Origin of the sequence: Rhizobium sp. FKY42, from assembly GCF_005222835.1 — a bacterium.
Classification (GTDB): Bacteria; Pseudomonadota; Alphaproteobacteria; order Rhizobiales; family Rhizobiaceae; genus Neorhizobium.
Map to the genome: position 1 here is coordinate 588,170 of NZ_STGA01000029.1, position 18,521 is coordinate 606,690.

16 protein-coding genes are annotated in these 18,521 nt (G+C 59.5%); 4 read left to right on the forward strand and 12 right to left on the reverse strand.

The features are described from left to right. Positions 1–179 precede the first annotated feature (179 nt). Entirely contained in the window at positions 180–2,498 is a 2,319-nt protein-coding gene (locus tag E8M78_RS13670; protein ID WP_137135545.1) for a Tex family protein, read from the reverse strand. Positions 2,499–2,669: 171 nt separating this feature from the next. Here E8M78_RS13670 and purD point away from each other — a divergent pair, with 171 nt between their 5' ends. The 3 genes from purD (at position 2,670) to E8M78_RS13685 (ending at position 6,658) form a co-directional block, all read left to right on the forward strand. Continuing rightward, positions 2,670–3,935 (forward strand): phosphoribosylamine--glycine ligase, encoded by a 1,266-nt coding sequence (purD, locus tag E8M78_RS13675; protein ID WP_137135546.1) that lies wholly within the window; start codon positions 2,670–2,672, stop codon positions 3,933–3,935. Positions 3,936–4,045: 110 nt separating this feature from the next. Next, positions 4,046–4,531, forward strand: coding sequence for a plant virulence effector HPE1-like domain-containing protein (locus tag E8M78_RS13680; RefSeq protein WP_137135547.1), 486 nt, complete (start codon positions 4,046–4,048; stop codon positions 4,529–4,531). Between the two features lie 291 nt (positions 4,532–4,822). Next, positions 4,823–6,658: a methyl-accepting chemotaxis protein gene (locus E8M78_RS13685; RefSeq protein ID WP_137135548.1), complete on the forward strand. Its 1,836-nt coding sequence runs from the start codon at positions 4,823–4,825 to the stop codon at positions 6,656–6,658. A 54-nt stretch (positions 6,659–6,712) separates the two neighbouring features. Here E8M78_RS13685 and E8M78_RS13690 read toward each other — a convergent pair whose 3' ends face one another. The 11 genes from E8M78_RS13690 to E8M78_RS13740 all read right to left on the reverse strand — a co-directional run bounded on the left by E8M78_RS13690 (position 6,713) and on the right by E8M78_RS13740 (position 17,300). Beyond that, entirely contained in the window at positions 6,713–7,201 is a 489-nt protein-coding gene (locus E8M78_RS13690) for a DUF523 domain-containing protein (protein WP_137135549.1), read from the reverse strand. Between the two features lie 7 nt (positions 7,202–7,208). After that, positions 7,209–9,428 carry a glycine--tRNA ligase subunit beta gene (gene glyS / locus E8M78_RS13695; protein WP_137135550.1) on the reverse strand — a complete coding sequence of 740 codons (2,220 nt, stop codon included), beginning with the start codon at positions 9,426–9,428 and terminating at the stop codon, positions 7,209–7,211. Positions 9,429–9,679: 251 nt separating this feature from the next. Continuing rightward, a complete protein-coding gene (locus tag E8M78_RS13700; protein ID WP_137135551.1) occupies positions 9,680–10,009 on the reverse strand; it encodes a TM2 domain-containing protein in 330 nt (109 codons plus the stop codon). Between the two features lie 83 nt (positions 10,010–10,092). Next, a complete protein-coding gene (locus tag E8M78_RS13705) occupies positions 10,093–11,994 on the reverse strand; it encodes a DUF2207 domain-containing protein (RefSeq protein ID WP_137135927.1) in 1,902 nt (633 codons plus the stop codon). 54 nt (positions 11,995–12,048) lie between these two features. Continuing rightward, positions 12,049–13,305: a 3-phosphoshikimate 1-carboxyvinyltransferase gene (gene aroA, locus E8M78_RS13710; RefSeq protein ID WP_137135552.1), complete on the reverse strand. Its 1,257-nt coding sequence runs from the start codon at positions 13,303–13,305 to the stop codon at positions 12,049–12,051. 51 nt (positions 13,306–13,356) lie between these two features. Beyond that, positions 13,357–13,908, reverse strand: a complete 552-nt coding sequence (locus tag E8M78_RS13715) for a LemA family protein (RefSeq protein WP_137135553.1) — start codon at positions 13,906–13,908, stop codon at positions 13,357–13,359. A gap of 91 nt (positions 13,909–13,999) precedes the next feature. Further along, positions 14,000–14,956, reverse strand: a complete 957-nt coding sequence (locus E8M78_RS13720; protein WP_137135928.1) for a glycine--tRNA ligase subunit alpha — start codon at positions 14,954–14,956, stop codon at positions 14,000–14,002. A gap of 151 nt (positions 14,957–15,107) precedes the next feature. After that, positions 15,108–15,302 carry a hypothetical protein gene (locus E8M78_RS13725; protein WP_137135554.1) on the reverse strand — a complete coding sequence of 65 codons (195 nt, stop codon included), beginning with the start codon at positions 15,300–15,302 and terminating at the stop codon, positions 15,108–15,110. Between the two features lie 33 nt (positions 15,303–15,335). Continuing rightward, positions 15,336–16,208 (reverse strand): S49 family peptidase, encoded by an 873-nt coding sequence (locus E8M78_RS13730; RefSeq protein ID WP_137135555.1) that lies wholly within the window; start codon positions 16,206–16,208, stop codon positions 15,336–15,338. Between the two features lie 97 nt (positions 16,209–16,305). Beyond that, entirely contained in the window at positions 16,306–17,076 is a 771-nt protein-coding gene (locus E8M78_RS13735) for a tRNA1(Val) (adenine(37)-N6)-methyltransferase (protein ID WP_137135556.1), read from the reverse strand. Next, complete coding sequence (locus E8M78_RS13740) at positions 17,073–17,300, reverse strand: DUF2007 domain-containing protein (protein ID WP_137135557.1); 228 nt, start codon at positions 17,298–17,300, stop codon at positions 17,073–17,075. The genes E8M78_RS13735 and E8M78_RS13740 overlap by 4 nt, the downstream gene beginning before the upstream one ends. Before the next feature lie 104 nt (positions 17,301–17,404). On the opposite strand from E8M78_RS13740, the gene E8M78_RS13745 reads away from it, so the two are divergent. Continuing rightward, entirely contained in the window at positions 17,405–18,421 is a 1,017-nt protein-coding gene (locus E8M78_RS13745) for a polyprenyl synthetase family protein (RefSeq protein WP_137135558.1), read from the forward strand. Positions 18,422–18,521: the final 100 nt, after the last annotated feature.

Below are 18,521 nucleotides of genomic sequence, written 5' to 3' on the forward strand. Positions count from 1 at the left end.
TCGCCGCAACCAGCGACATTACCAAAGGTTGCACAATTCGATAAATTCATAAGTGTTGAATTTTACATATAATACTGATTTTCTCTACTTAGTGTGCTCCACCGTTAAACAGGCAGACACAAAAAAACCCGCCGGAAGAACCGACAGGTTTAGTTTAAAGCCTGTTACTTTGCTTTAGATCAGCGCTTCTTCATGGCCTCAGCGAGGGCCGCACCCAGTCCGCCCAGCTGGTTTCCCTCACTCTTCTGTGGCTTGGCCTGCGCATGGCGCATGGGGTTACCGCCTGCAGGAGAGCGGTTTTCGCGCATGGATGCGGGTGCGGCCTCGCCGCCATCCTTGCGCATGGTGAGCCCGATGCGTTTGCGCTTGGCATCGACTTCCACCACGCGCACCTTCACCACATCTCCGGCCTTTACCACCTCATGCGGGTCTTTCACGAAACGATCCGCCAGTTGCGAGACGTGGACGAGGCCATCCTGATGCACACCGATATCAACGAATGCGCCGAAGGCCGCGACATTGGTGACAGTGCCTTCCAGCAGCATTCCCACCTTGAGATCGCTGATTTCGTTGACGCCTTCGGCAAAGGTCGCCGTCTTGAAGCTTGGGCGCGGATCGCGGCCCGGCTTCTCCAGTTCGGAGAGAATATCCTTCACGGTTGGCAGACCGAATTGCTCATCAACGAACTGGCGCGGATCGAGCTTTTTGAGAGCTGCGCTATCACCCATCAGGTCGCGCAAATCACGGCCGCAGGCGGCCACGATCTTCTTTGCCACGCCATAGGCTTCCGGGTGGACGGCAGAGGCATCCAGCGGCTCCTTGCCGTTGGGAATACGCAGAAATCCGGCACATTGCTCGAAAGTGCGGGCACCGAGGCGCGCCACCTTCAACAGTTCCCTGCGACTTGCAAACGGACCGTTCTGATCGCGATGCACAACGATGGCATCGGCAATAGAGCGGGTGAGGCCTGCCACACGCGCCAGAAGCGGCGAGGAAGCGGTATTGAGATCCACGCCGACGGCATTCACCGCATCTTCCACCACCGCATCCAGCGAGCGGGACAACTTTCCTTGATCGACATCGTGCTGATACTGGCCGACGCCGATGGATTTCGGTTCGATCTTGACAAGCTCCGCCAGCGGGTCCTGCAGGCGACGCGCGATGGACACGGCGCCACGCAGCGAGACGTCGAGATTGGGGAATTCCGCCGCCGCCAGTTCAGACGCGGAATAGACCGAAGCTCCGGCCTCAGACACAATGACCTTGGTCGGTTTCGGACCTGCCGGAAGCGCGGACAGCATGTCCGCCACCAGTTTTTCCGTCTCGCGGCTGCCGGTGCCGTTGCCGATGGCAATCAGATCCACCTTATGTTTGCGGATAAGGCTGGCGAGTTCCGCCTGCGTGCCGCGCAGATCATTCTTCGGTGGAAACGGGTAGACCGTGGTGGTTTCCACCAGCTTGCCGGTGCCATCCACCACGGCCACCTTCACGCCGGTGCGGATGCCCGGATCGAGGCCCATGGTGGCACGCGAACCAGCGGGAGCTGCCAGCAACAAATCCTTGAGGTTGCGGGCGAAAACGCGGATCGCCTCTTCCTCCGAGCGTTCGCGCAGTTCACGCATCAGGTCGAGCGACAGGGACATGGAAAGCTTCACGCGCCAGGTCCAGCCCGCCACATCCATCAGCCAGCGGTCGGCGGGGCCCTTGTCACCAATCTGGAAGGCGCCGGCGATCATGCGATGGGTCGGCTTGATCGGCGACGGATCATCCTGGTCAACATCGATGGTCAGCGTCAGGAACTCCTCGTTCCAGCCGCGCAGCATGGCGAGTGCCCGGTGGCCGGGGGTTGTTGCCCAGCGTTCGGAGTGATCGAAATAGTCGGAGAACTTTGCGCCCGCCTCCTGCTTGCCATCCACCACCTTGGCCCGCAGAGTGGCGTTGTCGCGCATATGCTGGCGCAGGCGCCCCAGCAGATCGGCATTTTCCGTAATGGTTTCCGCCACGATATCGCGCGCGCCTTCGAGTGCCGTCTTAACATCGGCAACCTCGGACGAGAGGTAGGCTTCCGCCAGCTTAGAGGGATCGGCCGAGCGGTCTGCCCAGATTGCTTCCGCCAGAGGCCCGAGACCCTTTTCGCGGGCAATCTCTGCCTTGGTGCGGCGCTTGGGCTTGTAGGGCAGGTAGAGATCTTCCAGCTCTGCCTTGGTGGTGGCGCGGGCGAGCTTCACCGCCAATTCATCTGTCATCTTGCCCTGAGAACTGATGCTCTCGACAATGGAGGTGCGCCGCGCTTCCAGCTCACGCAGATAAACCAGACGTTCAGCGAGCGTGCGCAGTTGCGTGTCGTCCAGCCCGCCGGTCACCTCCTTGCGGTAACGCGCGATGAAGGGCACCGTTGCGCCCTCGTCCAGCAGTCCGATCGCGGCGACCACCTGATCCGGGCGGGCATTGATTTCTGCGGCAATGGTTGCGGCGAGAAGCTTGGTATCGGCGGCCATGGGTCTTCCTGTTGCTTGGATTTGCGGCGACCATAGCGATAGATCGTGGCAAGGCAACGCCGCGAGCACCGATTCCACAGGTTGAAACGCCTCCGACCGGGCGTTCGGTCTTGACCTTTGACGCCCCTGCCCTTAACCGCGCAGCATCTCTTTAAAATATTGGGGGCGGCAATGAAGGTTCTTCTGATCGGTTCTGGTGGTCGTGAGCATGCTCTTGCCTGGAAGCTTGCACAATCCCCCCTCTTGACCAAACTCTATGCGGCTCCGGGCAATCCCGGCATCGCAGAAGAAGCAGAGCTGGTGCCACTGAACGTGGAAGACCATGCAGCCGTCATCGCCTTCTGTCAGAAGCAGGCGATCGATTTCGTGGTCGTCGGGCCGGAAGCGCCGCTGGTGGCAGGCATTGCCGATGACCTGCGCGCAGCGGGCTTCGTCGTCTTCGGTCCCTCGAAGGCGGCGGCCCAGCTGGAAGGCTCCAAGGGTTTTACCAAGGATATCTGCGCCCGCTACAATATTCCAACAGGCGCCTATCAGCGATTTACCGCCGCAGAACCGGCCAAGACCTATATCCGCGAACAGGGTGCGCCGATCGTCGTCAAGGCCGATGGTCTGGCCGCGGGCAAGGGCGTGACGGTTGCCATGACAATTGATGAGGCGCTTGCCGCCGTGGATGACTGCTTTGCCGGTGCCTTTGGATCAGCTGGAGCTGAGGTTGTCGTCGAAGCCTATCTGGATGGTGAGGAAGCGAGCTTCTTCTGCCTTTCCGATGGCAAGACCGCACTGGCGCTGGCCACGGCGCAGGACCACAAGCGCGTGGGCGATGGCGATACCGGCCCGAACACTGGCGGCATGGGCGCCTATTCTCCCGCGCCGGTCATGACGCCCGAGATGGTGCAACGCACGATGAAGGAGATTATCGAGCCGACAATCCGCGGCATGGCAGAGAGCGGCTATCCATTTACCGGCGTCTTCTTCGCCGGCCTGATGATCACCGCCAAGGGTCCGGAACTCATTGAATACAATGTGCGCTTCGGCGATCCAGAATGTCAGGTGCTGATGATGCGCCTGAAGAGCGACCTCTTGCCAATCCTCTATGCCGCCTCCACGGGCACGCTGGACCAAGTGACAGCTGAGTGGCGTGACGAACCGGCGCTGACAGTTGTTATGGCATCCAAGGGCTATCCAGGTGCCTATGACAAAGCCACCCCGATTGCTCACCTGCCGCAGGCGCGCGACGGTGCGAAGGTGTTTCATGCCGGAACGGCGCTCAAAGACGGACAACTGGTCGCGACAGGGGGCCGCGTGCTGAACCTGACGGCAACCGCGAGCACGGTGGCCGAAGCCCAGGCAAAAGCCTATGCGCTGGTAAATGAGGTTCGCTGGGAAAATGGCTTCTGCCGCCGTGACATTGGCTGGCGTGCGCTCAATCGCGGATAATGGAGGACAGGTGAATTGCGCGTCTTTACGATGTGTTAACCGCACCTCCTGACTGCTTGGAAAGATTCTTCTGCTAATGCTCTGACCTATTATCGGGAAGGGTATTCGCTATGATCGGCTCTGTTCTGGCACTGGTAGCATCTGTTGCAGCCGTATCGGCAGACATGACATCGATCTCTGTCCTGTCCGGTCAGCCTCTCACGGCAACACCCAGCGTCGTGCGGATCGCATGCACACATTGCGACGGCAAAGCGCCCCGGCGCTCGAAATCCGACTATGTGGTTCCGTCGCTGGATGCGGGCCACGAACGCGTGACCATTTCACAGATCGGTGGGAGACCGGCGATTACCCGTACCGAGAACTTCATGGGTGGCTCGCCGGTTCGTTTTGTCAGCGTCAACCCGATGTGGGTGGAGCGCGAACAGCAACTCATGCTGTCGCGCACCGTGTCACCCACCAGGAGCGACGGCGTGGACCAGAGGGCGACGACGTCTGCCGTATCGGCGGATGCGGCCCCGAAGCCTGTTGCTGCAACGCCGGTCGAGCAGCCGATTGTTCCTGATTTCTCGAAATTCGAGCTTCGGCCCAGTCTCTGATCAGGTATTCAGGACATTAAACACAGGTAAAGCGTAAACCTGATGCTTTGCGGCTGATCCATTTTGCTGCGCTCTCTGCAATCAACATATGCCCCTGCAGTTTCCATTTCTCGCTGTCACTGAGGAGTGCAACGGGAAACTTTCTATTATCCAAATTTTCAGGAAGCCGGTTTACTCTCTGCGTCCAGGAACGCGTTGTAGCGTTCGTCCGGTGCAGGAAGCGCCTCTCTCAACCTTCCTCGGCACCTTGTGTTTCTGACAGTGTTCGAGATCGAATAGGCGGTCGTCAGAATGAAGAACATGCGCATATCACTTCAGCTTTTCATGCTCGTGGGCGCCATGATGGCAGTCTTTGCGGTCATTACCTATTTCCAGCTTCAATCTTCAACGACGGCTATTTATCGCGAACGCTACGAAATGCTGCGCACGCAGGTGGAAACAGCCATTTCGGTGCTCAAGGATTTCGACGAGCGTGCGAAGAAGGGGGAATTCAGCCAGGAAGAAGCGCAAAAGCGCGCCTACGGCCTGTTGAACACTATGAAGTTTGAGCCGGATGGCTATTTCTTTGCGTATGATTACGACGTTGTCATGATGTTTCACCCGAACCAGAAACTGGTCGGCACATCTGGTAAGGGCAAGGGCGATCCAACTGGCTTCCTGTATAGGGATGAACTGGTGAAGCTGGGCCGTGCCGGTGGCGGGTATGTAGAATTTCTAGGCCCGAAGCCCGGTATGGACCAGACCGACTACAGCTATCCCAAGGCCTCCTTCGGCAAAGCGTTCGAGCCTTGGAAGATCGTCGTGGTGACGGGACTTTACACCGACGACCTGAAGGCCGAGATCCGCGAGAACATCATCAAGACCGCCGGTGGTTCGCTCGCGCTGTTCCTGGCCGCTCTCGCCGGCGCCTATGCCGTGATCCGCGGGATCACGCGCCCATTGAGCGCCATCCACGATACGCTCGGCGCGGTCGCCAATGAGAACACCAGCCTGCCGGTGCCGCATACCGACATGAACAATGAAATCGGCAAGATGGCCCGCGCGACCGAGGCGCTGCAACAAAAGGTACGCGAACGCCATGCCATGGCGGCACGCCAGCAGGAGCAGGAAGCGCAGATCGAGGAACAACGCATACGGGCCGAAGAGGCGCAGCGTCGCGAGGCCGCCGAACAGGCCCATGTGGTTTCAACCATCGGCACTGCGCTCGAGCAATTGGCCAAGGGTGATCTGACCATTCGTTGCGCTGACCTGGGCGGAAAATACGAGGGTCTTCGCCACAATTTCAACGATGCGCTTTCGCACCTCGAACAGGCCATGTCTCGCGTCAGTCTTAAGGGCAATGACATCGGCGTGTCGAAAGAAGAGATCCGCCGTGCTTCCAATGAACTGGCGCAGCGCACGGAGCGCCAGGCCGCCAATCTCGAGGAGACATCTGCGGCACTGGACGAGTTGACCGTTGCCGTTCGCCAGACCGCCGATGGTGCCAAGGAAGCGGCTCAACGCGTGAAGACGATCAGCGGCGAAGCCCGCCAGAGCGACTCCATTGTCGAGCAGGCCATCACCGCCATGAGCGGCATCGAGCAATCCTCCGCCGAAATCACCAAGATCATTGGCGTGATCGACGAGATTGCCTTCCAGACCAACCTTCTGGCACTCAACGCAGGCGTCGAGGCAGCACGCGCAGGTGAAAGCGGCAAGGGCTTTGCGGTCGTTGCGCAGGAAGTTCGCGAACTGGCCCAGCGTTCCGCAGCAGCGGCCAAGGAGATCAAGGATCAGATCTCGCGGTCCGGCGGCCAGGTAGAACAGGGCGTTCAGCTGGTTTCTCAGGCTGGCGAAGCCCTGAAGCGGATTTCGGCGCAGATCGAAGCGGCAAACGACGTGGTATCCAAGATTGCGCACAGCGCGCAGGAGCAGGATACGACCTTGCGCTCGATCTCATCGGCGCTGAACCAGCTCGATACGGCCACGCAGCAGAATGCCGCCATGGCAGAAGAGACGACCGCATCCGCCGAAGTTCTCGCCAACGATACCGGCGATCTGCTCGATCTTATCCGCGGCTTCCGCACGGCTGACGCACGCGGCAATGGCCTGCAGGACATGGCAAACCGCATGCGCCGCGCCGGCTGACAACATTTCATCCGATGATGGCAGACGCCGGTTGAAAGGCCGGCGTTTTGCGTTTCAGCAAAGTTTCGCGGCCAGCTCTTCAATTTGAGAAGGCGCGTAGACGGCAATACCCTCACGCTTCAAGAGCGCCGCGGTTACGCCATTGCCTGCGTGTTTCACGCCTTTAAAGTTCCCGTCATAGATTGCCAGCGAGCCGCAGGATGGACTGCCGTCGATCAACAGAGCGTGGTGACAGCCATTTTCGCGGGCATGTCTGAGCGCACGCCCTGCGCCGTCGATGAATGCGACCGTGACATCGCCACCGGTCAGTTCCAGAACGCGGGCACGGCCCGCCAGAACATCCTCGCCGTTCAGGCCGTCTTCGATTTCCGCAGGCGGGCGCGGCACGCTCATGCCGCCCGCAAGTTCAGGACAGAAAGCAACAAGGCGCCCCTCCCCTTTCCACTGTTCGATGAGCGGATGGAGAAGCGGCTTGCCTTTGCCGTCATAACGGACCGGCTGGCCGAGGAGGCAGGCACTGATGAGGATCCTGCCTGCCGCCATCTCTTCTCTATCCACTGATCTTGGAGAAGTCCGCAACCGTTCCTGTCGCCTCGCGAATGGCCTTCAACAGGGCCAGACGGTTGGCGCGAACGGCTGGGTCTTCATCATTGACGAGCACCGCTTCAAAGAATGCATCGACCGGGCCGCGCAGCTTGGAGAGTGCTTCCATGGCAGAACGGAAGTCTTCCGCTGCCACTGCCGCTGCTGCCTCGCTGGTTGCAGATGTGATGGCCGCATGCAGCGCCTGCTCCGCATCAAGTTTCAGGAGATCCGGTGAGACGGCATCCGCAACGACGGTTCCCTTCTTCTCTTCCGCCGCAAGCAATTGCGTGGCACGCTTGGTGCCAGCCAGCAGGTTCTTGCCATCTTCCGACGTGATGAAGGCGGTAAGTGCTTCGGCGCGTCGAGCAACCAGCAGAAGATCATCCGCATCCGGCGTCAGCACGGCATCAATGATATCGTGACGCGCACCCATGTCGCGGAGATAAACCTTCAGGCGGTCGTGGAAGAAGGAGAGAAGGTCGACAAATGTAGCCTTGGGATTTTCAATGGTGAAACCGAGTGGCCCAGAGAACCGTGCTGTGGCATACCCGGCGAATATTATCTTCAACAGCGGCAACCGCACCTTACGCTCCAGCATGATGCGCACGACGCCGAGAGCGGCGCGACGAAGGGCGTAAGGGTCCTTGGAGCCGGTCGGCTTTTCATCGATGGTCCAGAAGCCGACAAGCGTGTCGAGCTTGTCAGCCAGGGCAACGGCGATGGCGACCTTGTCTTCCGGCACACGGTCGGACGGGCCTTGCGGCTTGTAATGGTCTTCGATGGCGGCGGCGACGGACGCATCTTCGCCCTGGAGAACCGCATATTTGCGGCCCATCAGGCCCTGAAGCTCAGGGAATTCGCCCACGGCTTCGGTGCGCAGATCCGCCTTGGCAAGAACCACGGCGCGATCCACCAGCTTTTCATCGGCACCGACAACGCCCGCGATCTGCTTCGCCAATGCACGAATGCGCTCCACGCGTGCACCCTGCGTGCCGAGCTTGGCGTGGAAGGTGACGTTCAGCGCATCGAGCTTGGCCATGCGCTGGTCGAGTGGCTTGGAGAGGTCGAGGCCGAACTTGTCCGCGGAAGCCTTCAAGGTTTCGAGGTCCGGCAAATTGCCCTGGTCACGCGTCCAGAAATGCTTGGCATCCGAAAGCCTGGCGCGCACGACCTTGCCATTGCCGTGGATGATTTCCTTGCCGCCATCCTTCGCTTCGATGTTCGAGATGAGGATGAAGTGGTTGGAGAGACCTTCGGTTGCACCTTGCGGACGAGTGACGAAGCATTTCTGGTTTGTCTTGATCGTCAGGCGGATGATCTCAGCCGGGATCTGCAGGTACTCTTCTTCGAAGGTGCCCATCAGCACATGCGGCCATTCGACAAGGCCGGACACTTCTTCCAGAAGGCCCTCGTCTTCCACAAGTTCGAGGCCGTTGGCAAAGGTCAGATCCTTCGCGTCATGCAGGATCACATCCTTGCGGCGCTCTGCATCCAGCATGACCTTCGCTTTTTCGAGGCTCGCCACGTAATCGTCGAAGCGGCGAACAGTAATCGCCTCCGGCGCATGGAAGCGATGGCCATAGGTAACGTTGGAGGCCGTGATGCCATCCACTTCAAACGGAATGATCTGCGTTTCGTCATGCTCAGGCCCGAACATGCAGAGGATGGATTGCAGCGGGCGCACCCAGCGCAAGCTCTCAGATCCCTTACCGTCAATGCCGTTGAACCGCATGCCCTTGGGCGCGGAAGCGGCACCGGAGCGCATGCTCTTCGGCCAGGGGAAAGAGCGGATGATGCCGGGCATCACATCGGCAATGATTTCTTCCGCCGCACGACCCGGCTTGGAAATCACCGCCACGTAAAAATCGCCCTTCTTCGGGTCCGAAGCGACTTGCGCCTCTTCCACGGAGCTAAGTCCTGCCTTGCGCAGAAAGCCTTGGACTGCCTGTTCCGGTGCCTTGGTGGACGGACCCTTGATCTCTTCCCGCTGGTCGGCGGAACGGGCCGTCAGACCACGGATATCCAATGTCAGGCGGCGCGGCGTCCAGTATTCGCGCGCTCCCTCATAGGTCAAACCGGCTTCCACCAGCGCATCGGTCACGAGCTTCTTCAGATCGCCCGCCGCCTTGCGCTGCATGCGGGCAGGAATTTCCTCGGAGCGGAGTTCTAGGAGAAGATCAGGCATAGTTTATTCCTTGGCCCACATGCCATCTGCCTGTTTGCGCGTCCTCGCACCTGCAACGCTGCGGGCGCGCGGCGTGGCAGGAATTTCCTCGGAGCGGAGTTCCAGGAGAAGATCAGGCATGATGACTATTCGGCTCTGGCTTTAAAATTCGATGCCGGGACTTAGCAAGGCAACGTTCAAAAGTCATCCGCAGAGTGCGAAAAAAGAAGATGCAGCAAGCAATCCCGCATCTTCTTTCAACATGCATCGAATTACAGGCTGCCTGTCAGTGCCCGCTGAAGCAGCTCATTGCGCACCTGGTTCTTGTGCTTGGCAACCATGCCCGGAATGAGAAAGGCATCGATCAAGACCCAGATCCCCATGATGCCGAGAAACACGACGCCGACACCGATGAAGCTTGTCGCAAAACCGATAATCGTCAGTAGCAGAATGGCGATCGCCGACCCCTTGCGCCCCAGATAGAAGCGATGGCCACCGAGTGAACCAAGAAAGAACCAGATGAGATAGGCAGCGCCAATCGATTTGGCTTCATTTGTGACGCGCTGCTCAATTAGTATTTGTTGTTCGGTAGTAACGGCCATGAACTAAACCTCTGTTGTCCCCAATTTCTTCTTAGACAAGGACAACAGAACAGACAATCTTCAAAGAGTTTTAGCCTTAAATTCTACCAGCCGCCGCCACCTCCACCGCCACCGCCGCCACCGGAAGAGCCACCACTGGAGAATCCCGACGAAGACGAGGAGACGGGCTGCGGGATGGTGGATGCGATGGTCGACGCCATGGACGACGAAAAGCCACCTATGCTGTCCCCAAACGAGCCGAAACTATCTCCACTGTACCAGCCGGGGTGATAGCTCGCCGCTGTAGCACCGGCTGCAGCGGTTGCAAGCCAGGTTTCGAATGTGCGGCTCCATGGCTTTTCCACACCCAGCGCAACGGCGTAGGGTAGAAGCGTCTCGAAATGGCGCGGCGACATTTCCGGCACATCGACCATGTTCATGCGATCTTTTTCGGCCAGCGTCAGGTAGATCCGCAAGCCCTCCACCTCATCCATCAACTTCGCGCCCAGAGGCGTTGGTGCGCCCATGAGGAAGAAGAATATGGCGTTGATGAGCGTAATTCCGCCGACGACCGCCAGAACCGGCCAATCGGCGTGATCCAGCGCTTCGACCGCCGCGACAAGCAGACCTCCGGCGGCAATCAGGCCAATGAAGCCGAAGACACCGAACATCAGAACGCCGCCGATGCGCGCCAGAACGCTGCGCTTACGGAACAGGGAGCGACCGGCATTCAGGGCAAAGCCACCCCAAACCGCACCGAAAATGACCGAGGGAACGAGGAAGCCGATGCTATCGGGATCAAAATCACCGAAGAACAGGAGGGCCGCGAGAGCCAGGATGCTGAGGAGAACACCGACGACGACATAACCGATATTGCTCTTGTAGTAGCGGCCGCGATGCTCTTTTTCGATCGCGTTGCGAAAGAGCTTGCCAACAGATTGCACCTTCGTGCCATTGGCCTTGTCGATGGTGAAAGCTTCGCCCTTCGCGCCCATCTGCTGCAGCAGGATGGCCTGTCCGGCGGGGAGACCGGATGGAGCGGCTTTGCCCGTTCGCCGCACCACAATGCTGCTCTTCAAATCTTCCAGAACAACATAACCGCCCACGGCGAGATCGATGAAGCTGGCCGACAGCGCATCCCAGCCTTCGCCGGAGAAACCCTTGTTGTCGACATAGTTGACCAGTGCAGGCGATAGCCCTTCCGGTGGATGCCAGCGCGGCACCACGACGCCGCGCGGCGGATCACGACCAACACGTCGCCAGAACCAGAGATAGTAGAGCCCGACCACGGCCAGGGTGATACCGCCAATGATGAAGTTGATGTTATCGCGCCAGAACCAGCCGCGCTGCTGCGCATCGCTGGGCGGCATGATCGAGCCCTTGGGCATGGCGATGGCAATCGTCAGGCCTTCATTCGGGCTGAGAGGGCGCACAGTAACGAACCCCGGCGCCGTATCGCTGCCAGTGCGGCGCGCATCCTTACCGGTTGCGCCTTCGGCACCTGTGAAAAAGGTCGTGTTCAGCGACTTCACCCCCGGTGGTAACTGCACCACGGCGGAGGCCTGATCGATACGGAACATCCAGCCATTGCCGGTCACATTCCAATAAAACTCGTCGAAGCTGTCCTGATAGCGGATCTGGCGATCCGTCCGGTAGGTCAGTTCATAGGTGTGCAGACCGCGATCAAGCTGGGTATCAGCAGAGCCGAGATAGATGCGCACGCCTCCGCTCACGCCTTCCGTGCGCCAGTTTTCCGGCCGCCCGTCGCGGGTGACAGTCAGAACCTCGAAGCCCACCTTCTGCCGCTTGCCCTTCGCATCCACCATGTAGAGCGGGAAGTCGCGAAAGATGCCACGCCGGATATCCTTGCCTTCCGCATTGACGGTGATGATCTCGGTGACCGTCACATCGCCTTCACGACTGAGCTGGATCTCGGAGCGAAAGGCCGCGATATATTCCGCAGCCCATGCCGCACCCGACATGCCAACCCCCAGCGCCTGCAGCATTAGCAGCAGCAGGAGAAGGCGAACAATTGGCACGCGAGCGCATATCATCCCTGGTCAGCCCCGATCCAAAGCCACGCCAAGCGATGACAGGGCATCCCAATAGTGCGGATAGGTTTTTGCCACGCAGCCCGGATCAAGAATGGTAATGCCGTTGATCTTCAGGCCCGCCAGCGCAAAGCTCATGGCAATGCGGTGATCGGCAAAGGTATCGATGCTGGCAGGCAGCGTCTGGCCGACAAGCGCAGGGTCGGATGCGACAACGAGATCGTCGCCTTCCTCCGTGGCCAGACCGTCGCGAATATTATTGAGGCCGGTCGAGAGCGCACGGATGCGATCGCACTCCTTCACGCGCAGGTTCGCGATGCCGACAAAACGCACCGGCGTTTCGTTGAAGGCAGCCAGAACCGCAATCGTCGGAATGGCATCCTGCATCTGGCTGCCATCGATCAGTGAAGGCATGTTCGGGAAAGCCGAAATGACCTCATAGGCCTTGGCATCCGGCTGGGTAAACTCGGTCGCAGGTGTGCCAATATCGATTGAACCACCGGTCAGCACTTCCGCGCCCCAGAGATAGGTGGCAGCAGAGGCATCTGGCTCGATGTGGAAATCGGTTGCTGTGTAACCCGTGGGTTCGATGCGCCAGACGGATGGGGACGGCTGCTCGACCCTCGCCCCGAAAGCACGCATGGCGGCCAAGGTGAGATCGATATAGCCGCGTGCGCCGATATCGGCACCGGCCAGTTCGATTTCGAAGGGTTCGGCGGCGATGGCCGCGGCCATCAAGAGGGCCGACACATACTGGCTGGACAGACCGGCATCGATGACAACGCGGTTCTTCTCGAACCGGCCTGTGGCATCGATTGTCACCGGCGGGCAGCCGGTTGGTGCTTCGACGGCAACGCCCAGCGACCGCAAGGCATCGACCAGAGGCTGGATTGGACGCTTGCGCATATGCTGATCGCCATCCACCACATAGCGCCCCTGCCCCAGAGCCACGGCCGCTGTCAGAAACCGTGTTGCCGTGCCTGCGTTGCCAAGGAAAAGCGGCTCCGACGGCGGGGTGAGAGTGCCGGAACTGGTGACGACGAAGGTGGTCGCGTCCGGCTCATCCACCGTCACGCCCATGGCGCGCAGAGCTTCAGCCATATAACGTGTGTCATCGCTTTTCAGCGCGCCGGTCAGGCGGCTCGTTCCCTTGGCGAGACCGGCCAGCAACAGGGCACGGTTGGTGATGGATTTCGAACCGGGAGGCGCCACATGCCCCTTCAGGGGATGGGCGGGTGGCAGGATGGTCAGTTGATCGGCACTCATGATACTCTCGCAAGCGCTATTGGAGCGCCTTTTGCATAAACGTCAGGCATTTCAGAACTTAACGGTCGGAACAGCCCGATCCGCTTCATTGGTAATTTCGAAATAGGGCTTCTTGGCAAAGCCGAACTGACCGGCAATGAGGTTGGACGGGAAGCTTTCCACCTTCACATTCAGGTCACGCGCAGCACCATTATAATAGCGGCGTGACATCTGGATTTCGCCTTCCACGGTTTCCAGCGACTGCTGCAGCTCCAGAAAGTTCTGGTTCGCCTTGAGTTCCGGATAGGCTTCCGCGAGCGCGACAATGCGGCCAAGCGCTTGCCCAAGAAGACCTTCTACGGCTGCGCGGCCCGCGACGTCGCCGGCTGGCACGGCCTGCGCCTTGTTGCGCAGTTCGACCACGGCTTCCAGCGTGGATTTCTCATGGCTGGCGTAACCTTTGACGGTCTCAATCAGGTTGGGAATGAGATCGGCGCGGCGCTTCAGCTGCACGTCAATGCCCGACCAAGCCTCTTCCGCCATCTGACGGGATTTAACCAGCCCGTTATAGACGAAGACGACATAGAGGGCGATGGCCGCGAGTACGGCTAAGGCGACATACATGGAGGGCTCCCCGGCTTAATCAGCGCGCGAACCCTAATCGTTCCGCGCGCTTCTGTCATCGGGATTCTCTGACCTGGCTGTGTAAGGCCTCTCAGGCCGCCGCACCAAGGTTGGCGCCACCGGCATCCGTCAGCAGGAAGGCTTCACCACAGGCCTTCGCCAGCGTGCGCACGCGCAAGATATAGCTCTGGCGCTCGGTTACGGAGATCACGCCGCGTGCATCCAGAAGATTGAAGACGTGGGACGCCTTGATGCACTGGTCATAGGCGGGAAACACGCATTTGTGGAGGCGCTGGTTGGCTCCTCCTTTTTCGCTCCCCGCCTCTTCATCGCCTGGCGCACCGGCGGCGAGAAGTGCCTGACACTCCTTTTCCGCGTCGATGAAATGGCGATGCAGCATTTCAGTGTCGGCGAATTCGAAATTGTGGCGCGAATATTCCTGCTCTGCCTGCAGGAAGACGTCACCGTAGGAAATCTTTTCCTCGCCTTCGCGACCGTTGAAGTTGAGGTCGTAAACATTGTCCACGCCCTGCACATACATGGCCAGACGTTCCAGACCATAGGTCAGCTCACCGGCAACCGGCGAGCACTCGATGCCGCAAACCTGCTGAAAGTAGGTGAACTGCGAGACTTCCATGCCATCGCACCAGCATTCCCAGCCAAGACCCCAGGCGCCGAGCGTCGGGCTTTCCCAATCGTCTTCCACAAAGCGGACATCATGCAGTAGCGGATCGAGACCGATGGCCGCCAGCGAACCGAGGTAAAGCTCCTGCAGGTTCGACGGGTTCGGCTTAAGGATGACCTGATACTGGTAATAGTGCTGCAGGCGGTTGGGGTTTTCACCATAGCGGCCATCGGAGGGACGGCGCGAGGGCTGCACATAGGCCGCCTTCCAGGGCTTGGGGCCAAGCGCACGCAGCGTCGTTGCCGGGTGAAACGTACCCGCGCCCACTTCCATGTCATAAGGCTGCAGGACGGCGCAGCCCTTGTCTGCCCAATAGTTATGAAGCGTCAGGATCAGCGCCTGGAAAGAGCGCTTCGGGTCCATATGCGGAGCAAGGGTCGTGGTCATGGGATTGTGTCCGGAGCCAGTATTCAAAGATTTTTGCGCGTCTGGTGCCACGGCGGGGCTTAAGGGTCAAGTCTGAGGGGCAAGATCGCGCCAGCCAAGACGACGACAGGAATACCCCAGGACCAGCCTAATCCTCGTCTTCGCGCTTCACGCGATATTCGCCGGTGACCGGGTCCTTGATCAGTGTTCCAATCGCCCCGGTCTGCTGTTCCTTTTCCTTGGCGCGCCGGATACGGGCGAGCTTTTCCGCGTCATTGACGAATTTCCGGTACAGCAGCCAGCCTCCGCCGATGAGAATGGCCAGAAACACAAGCTGCGGCATGGGTAACACGTCCTCGAATCGGAAATGGCGGGCTCAAAGTCCGTAACGGCTCCATAATGCCCGTTCTTCCAATGTGCTCGCAAGACCTGCGGCAGCACCGGAAGCGATTTCCGCGCCGATGTTGGTGTTGGAAAGCGAAGCGATACCCGGCAGACGACGGCCCAGAAGGCCACGCGCCGAACCCACCAGTTCCAGCCGAGTCTTGGGGCCAAAGCGACGCTTCAGTACATCGCGGATTTCGCCGATGCCATCGACAAGACCGAGCTCTACGCCGCGTTGCCCTGTCCAGAAAAGGCCGGAGAAAATGGTCTCGTCATCGGCAAGCCGCTCTCCACGACGGGACTTGACCATATCAATGAAGACCTTGTGAATGTCGAGCTGCAGCGATTTCAGATATTCGATGTCGCTTTCCTTTTCCGGCTGGAAGGGGTCGAGGATCACCTTGTTCTCACCCGCCGTGTAGACGCGCCGCTCGACGCCGATCTTCTGCAAGAGTTCAGGGAAACCAAATCCACCGGAGACAACGCCGATAGAGCCGACGATAGACGTCGGATCGACGAAAATTTCATCGCCCGCCAGCGCAATCATGTAACCGCCGGAGGCCGCCACATCTTCCACGAACATCAGAACACGCTTGTTCTTTTCCTCCGCCAGCGCCCGAATGCGCTGATAGATCAGGCGCGATTGCACCGGAGAACCACCGGGCGAATTGATGGAGATGGCGACGACGGGCGCATCCTTCTTCGCAAAGGCGCGCTCCAGCACCGGGGCTGTATTGGCAAGGTTCAGCGTGGGGCGGAACTGGCCGCCGCCGGTCATGATCGCGCCCTGCAGGCGGACGACGGGAATGGCTATGCCTTCTTTACGGAACCGCTTCGGTAGAATGCGCGTCAAAAGGCCTGCCATGTTATCTCCTTGGAATGGTGTTTATTCATCATGTACGCAACGAAATGGCGGGCGCAATGGTTGCTTCCCGTAAATTCCGCGTCATTGGCAATCAGCCTTAACGACCCTTGCGGGCATAGGCTTTACGGCCATTGTTGAGATCATCCACAACGGGGGAGAAAGCGTGGCCGTCCGCTTCATGCATGAAGAGTGGCGCGCGCCATATGAGACGGGATTTCGAACCCTTGATGGCCGTGACGAGAAGCCGAATGGCATCTTCGCCCGGTCGCGGATGGATGGCTGTCAGTTCCAGCCCGCCAAAGCGTTTGCCACAAGCGGCGATGATGTCCGCCACGGATGACGGGCGCGCAATGAGAGAAAGCTGGCCACCAGGGATCATGATTGCGTTTGCGGTACGAAGCCAGCTTTCGAAGAGGTCTTCGGTCATGGCATGCGCTTCGGCCTTGAGGGCGTTTGGTGTTCGGCGGTCCCGTGCATCGTTGAAGGGCGGGTTCATGATCACATGATGGAAATGATCATCCGGCAAACTCGCCGCTGCGCGTGCCTTGCCGCGCAATGTCACATCCGCCTCGATCACGGTGAGACGAGAGCCAAATGCACGGTTTTGATCGATCGCCGTATTTCTCCGCGCATAATCGGCCATTTCCGGCGAACGCTCGACCAGCACCACGTGAGCATTCGGCAATCGAGCGGCGACGGCAAATCCGGCAGCGCCGGCCCCCGCACCCAGGTCCGCCACACGTACAGGACGCTCGTCATCCACCAGCGAGGCCAGTAGCATGGCATCCATGCCCGCACGATGTGCCCCCTTGGCCGGTTGCAACAGGTGAAAGGCGCCACGATGGAAGGCGTCGAGCGTCTCGGTCATTTTTCAGTCCGCAGTTCCGCCTCAAGACCCGCATCGACCAGCAGCCGTCGCGCCTCATCTGCCCGCTCCGTCTCCACCAGGAGGCGACGGGGCAGAAGACCGAGGGAACCCTCCAGCACGCTCATGGATTGATCTGCGGTCAGAGAATGAATACCTGCGTCGTTCAATAGGCTGGTGGCGAAGGACAAGACCACGGCATCATTGGTGCGGATCAGTTCTTTCATGCGTCAAACGATCTCGATTCCGGGTTATAACATGATTTGGCACTTGCCGGTTGTTGCGCCCCTTTCTATTGTCCGCCGCAAGATTTGAACAGGAGGCCATTTCATTGGGCGTCGTTATTCCGCTCGAAGAGGGCAAAAACAAGCAGGCATCCGTCAAGCCGCTGGTCGATCTGACCAAGTCGGACATGGATCGGGTCAACCAGCTGATCCTGTCGAAGGCCGGATCCGATGTGCAAATGATTCCGGAAGTAGCGAACCATCTGATCTCCTCAGGCGGCAAGCGTCTGCGCCCCATGCTGACACTCGCGGCCGCACAGATGTTCGGCTACGAGGGCGATGGCCATATCAAGCTCGCCACGAGCGTGGAATTCATGCACACGGCCACACTGCTGCATGACGACGTGGTGGATGAAAGCGACATGCGGCGGGGTAAGTCCACCGCCCGCATGATCTGGGGTAACCAGGCCAGCGTTCTCGTCGGCGACTTCCTGCTGGGGCAGGCCTTCAAGATGATGGTCGAGACCGGCTCCATGGACGCGCTGGATGTTCTGGCCTCCGCTGCCGCCGTGATTGCGGAAGGCGAAGTGCTTCAGCTTTCCGTTGCCAAGAACATGGAAACAACCGAAGACGATTATCTCTCCGTCATCCGCGCCAAGACCGCAGCGCTTTTCGCAGCCGCTGCCGAAGTCGGCCCCATCATTGCCGGAAACGACAAGAGCGCCCGCTCGGCCCTTCGCTCCTATGGCATGAATCTGGGCCTTGCCTTCCAGCTGGTGGACGATGCGCTGGACTATGGCGGCAAGGCCGCTGACCTTGGTAAGAACGTCGGCGACGATTTCCGTGAAGGCAAGATCACGCTGCCGGTGATCCTGTCCTATCGCCGTGGCACGCCTGAAGACCGCGCCTTCTGGAAAACCGCGATCGAAGATGGCCAGAGCAGCGATGAAAACCTGCAGCGCGCGCTGGGCCTGATCGCAAAAAACAATGGTCTGGCCGATACGATTGCGCGCGCCAAGCATTATGGCGCGATTGCGCGTGACGCCTTGTCGCCCCTGCCCTCTTCGTCACACAAGGCAGCATTGATGGAAGTCATCGATTTCTGCATCGAGCGGGTGAATTGACGGCTCAGGAAGGTCGCGGAGGCTGTTTAATGGCCTTCCCTTCTGACGGCGGCGACAAAGGAACCGGATATCCGAGATTCTTGCGCAGCTGCTTCAAAAA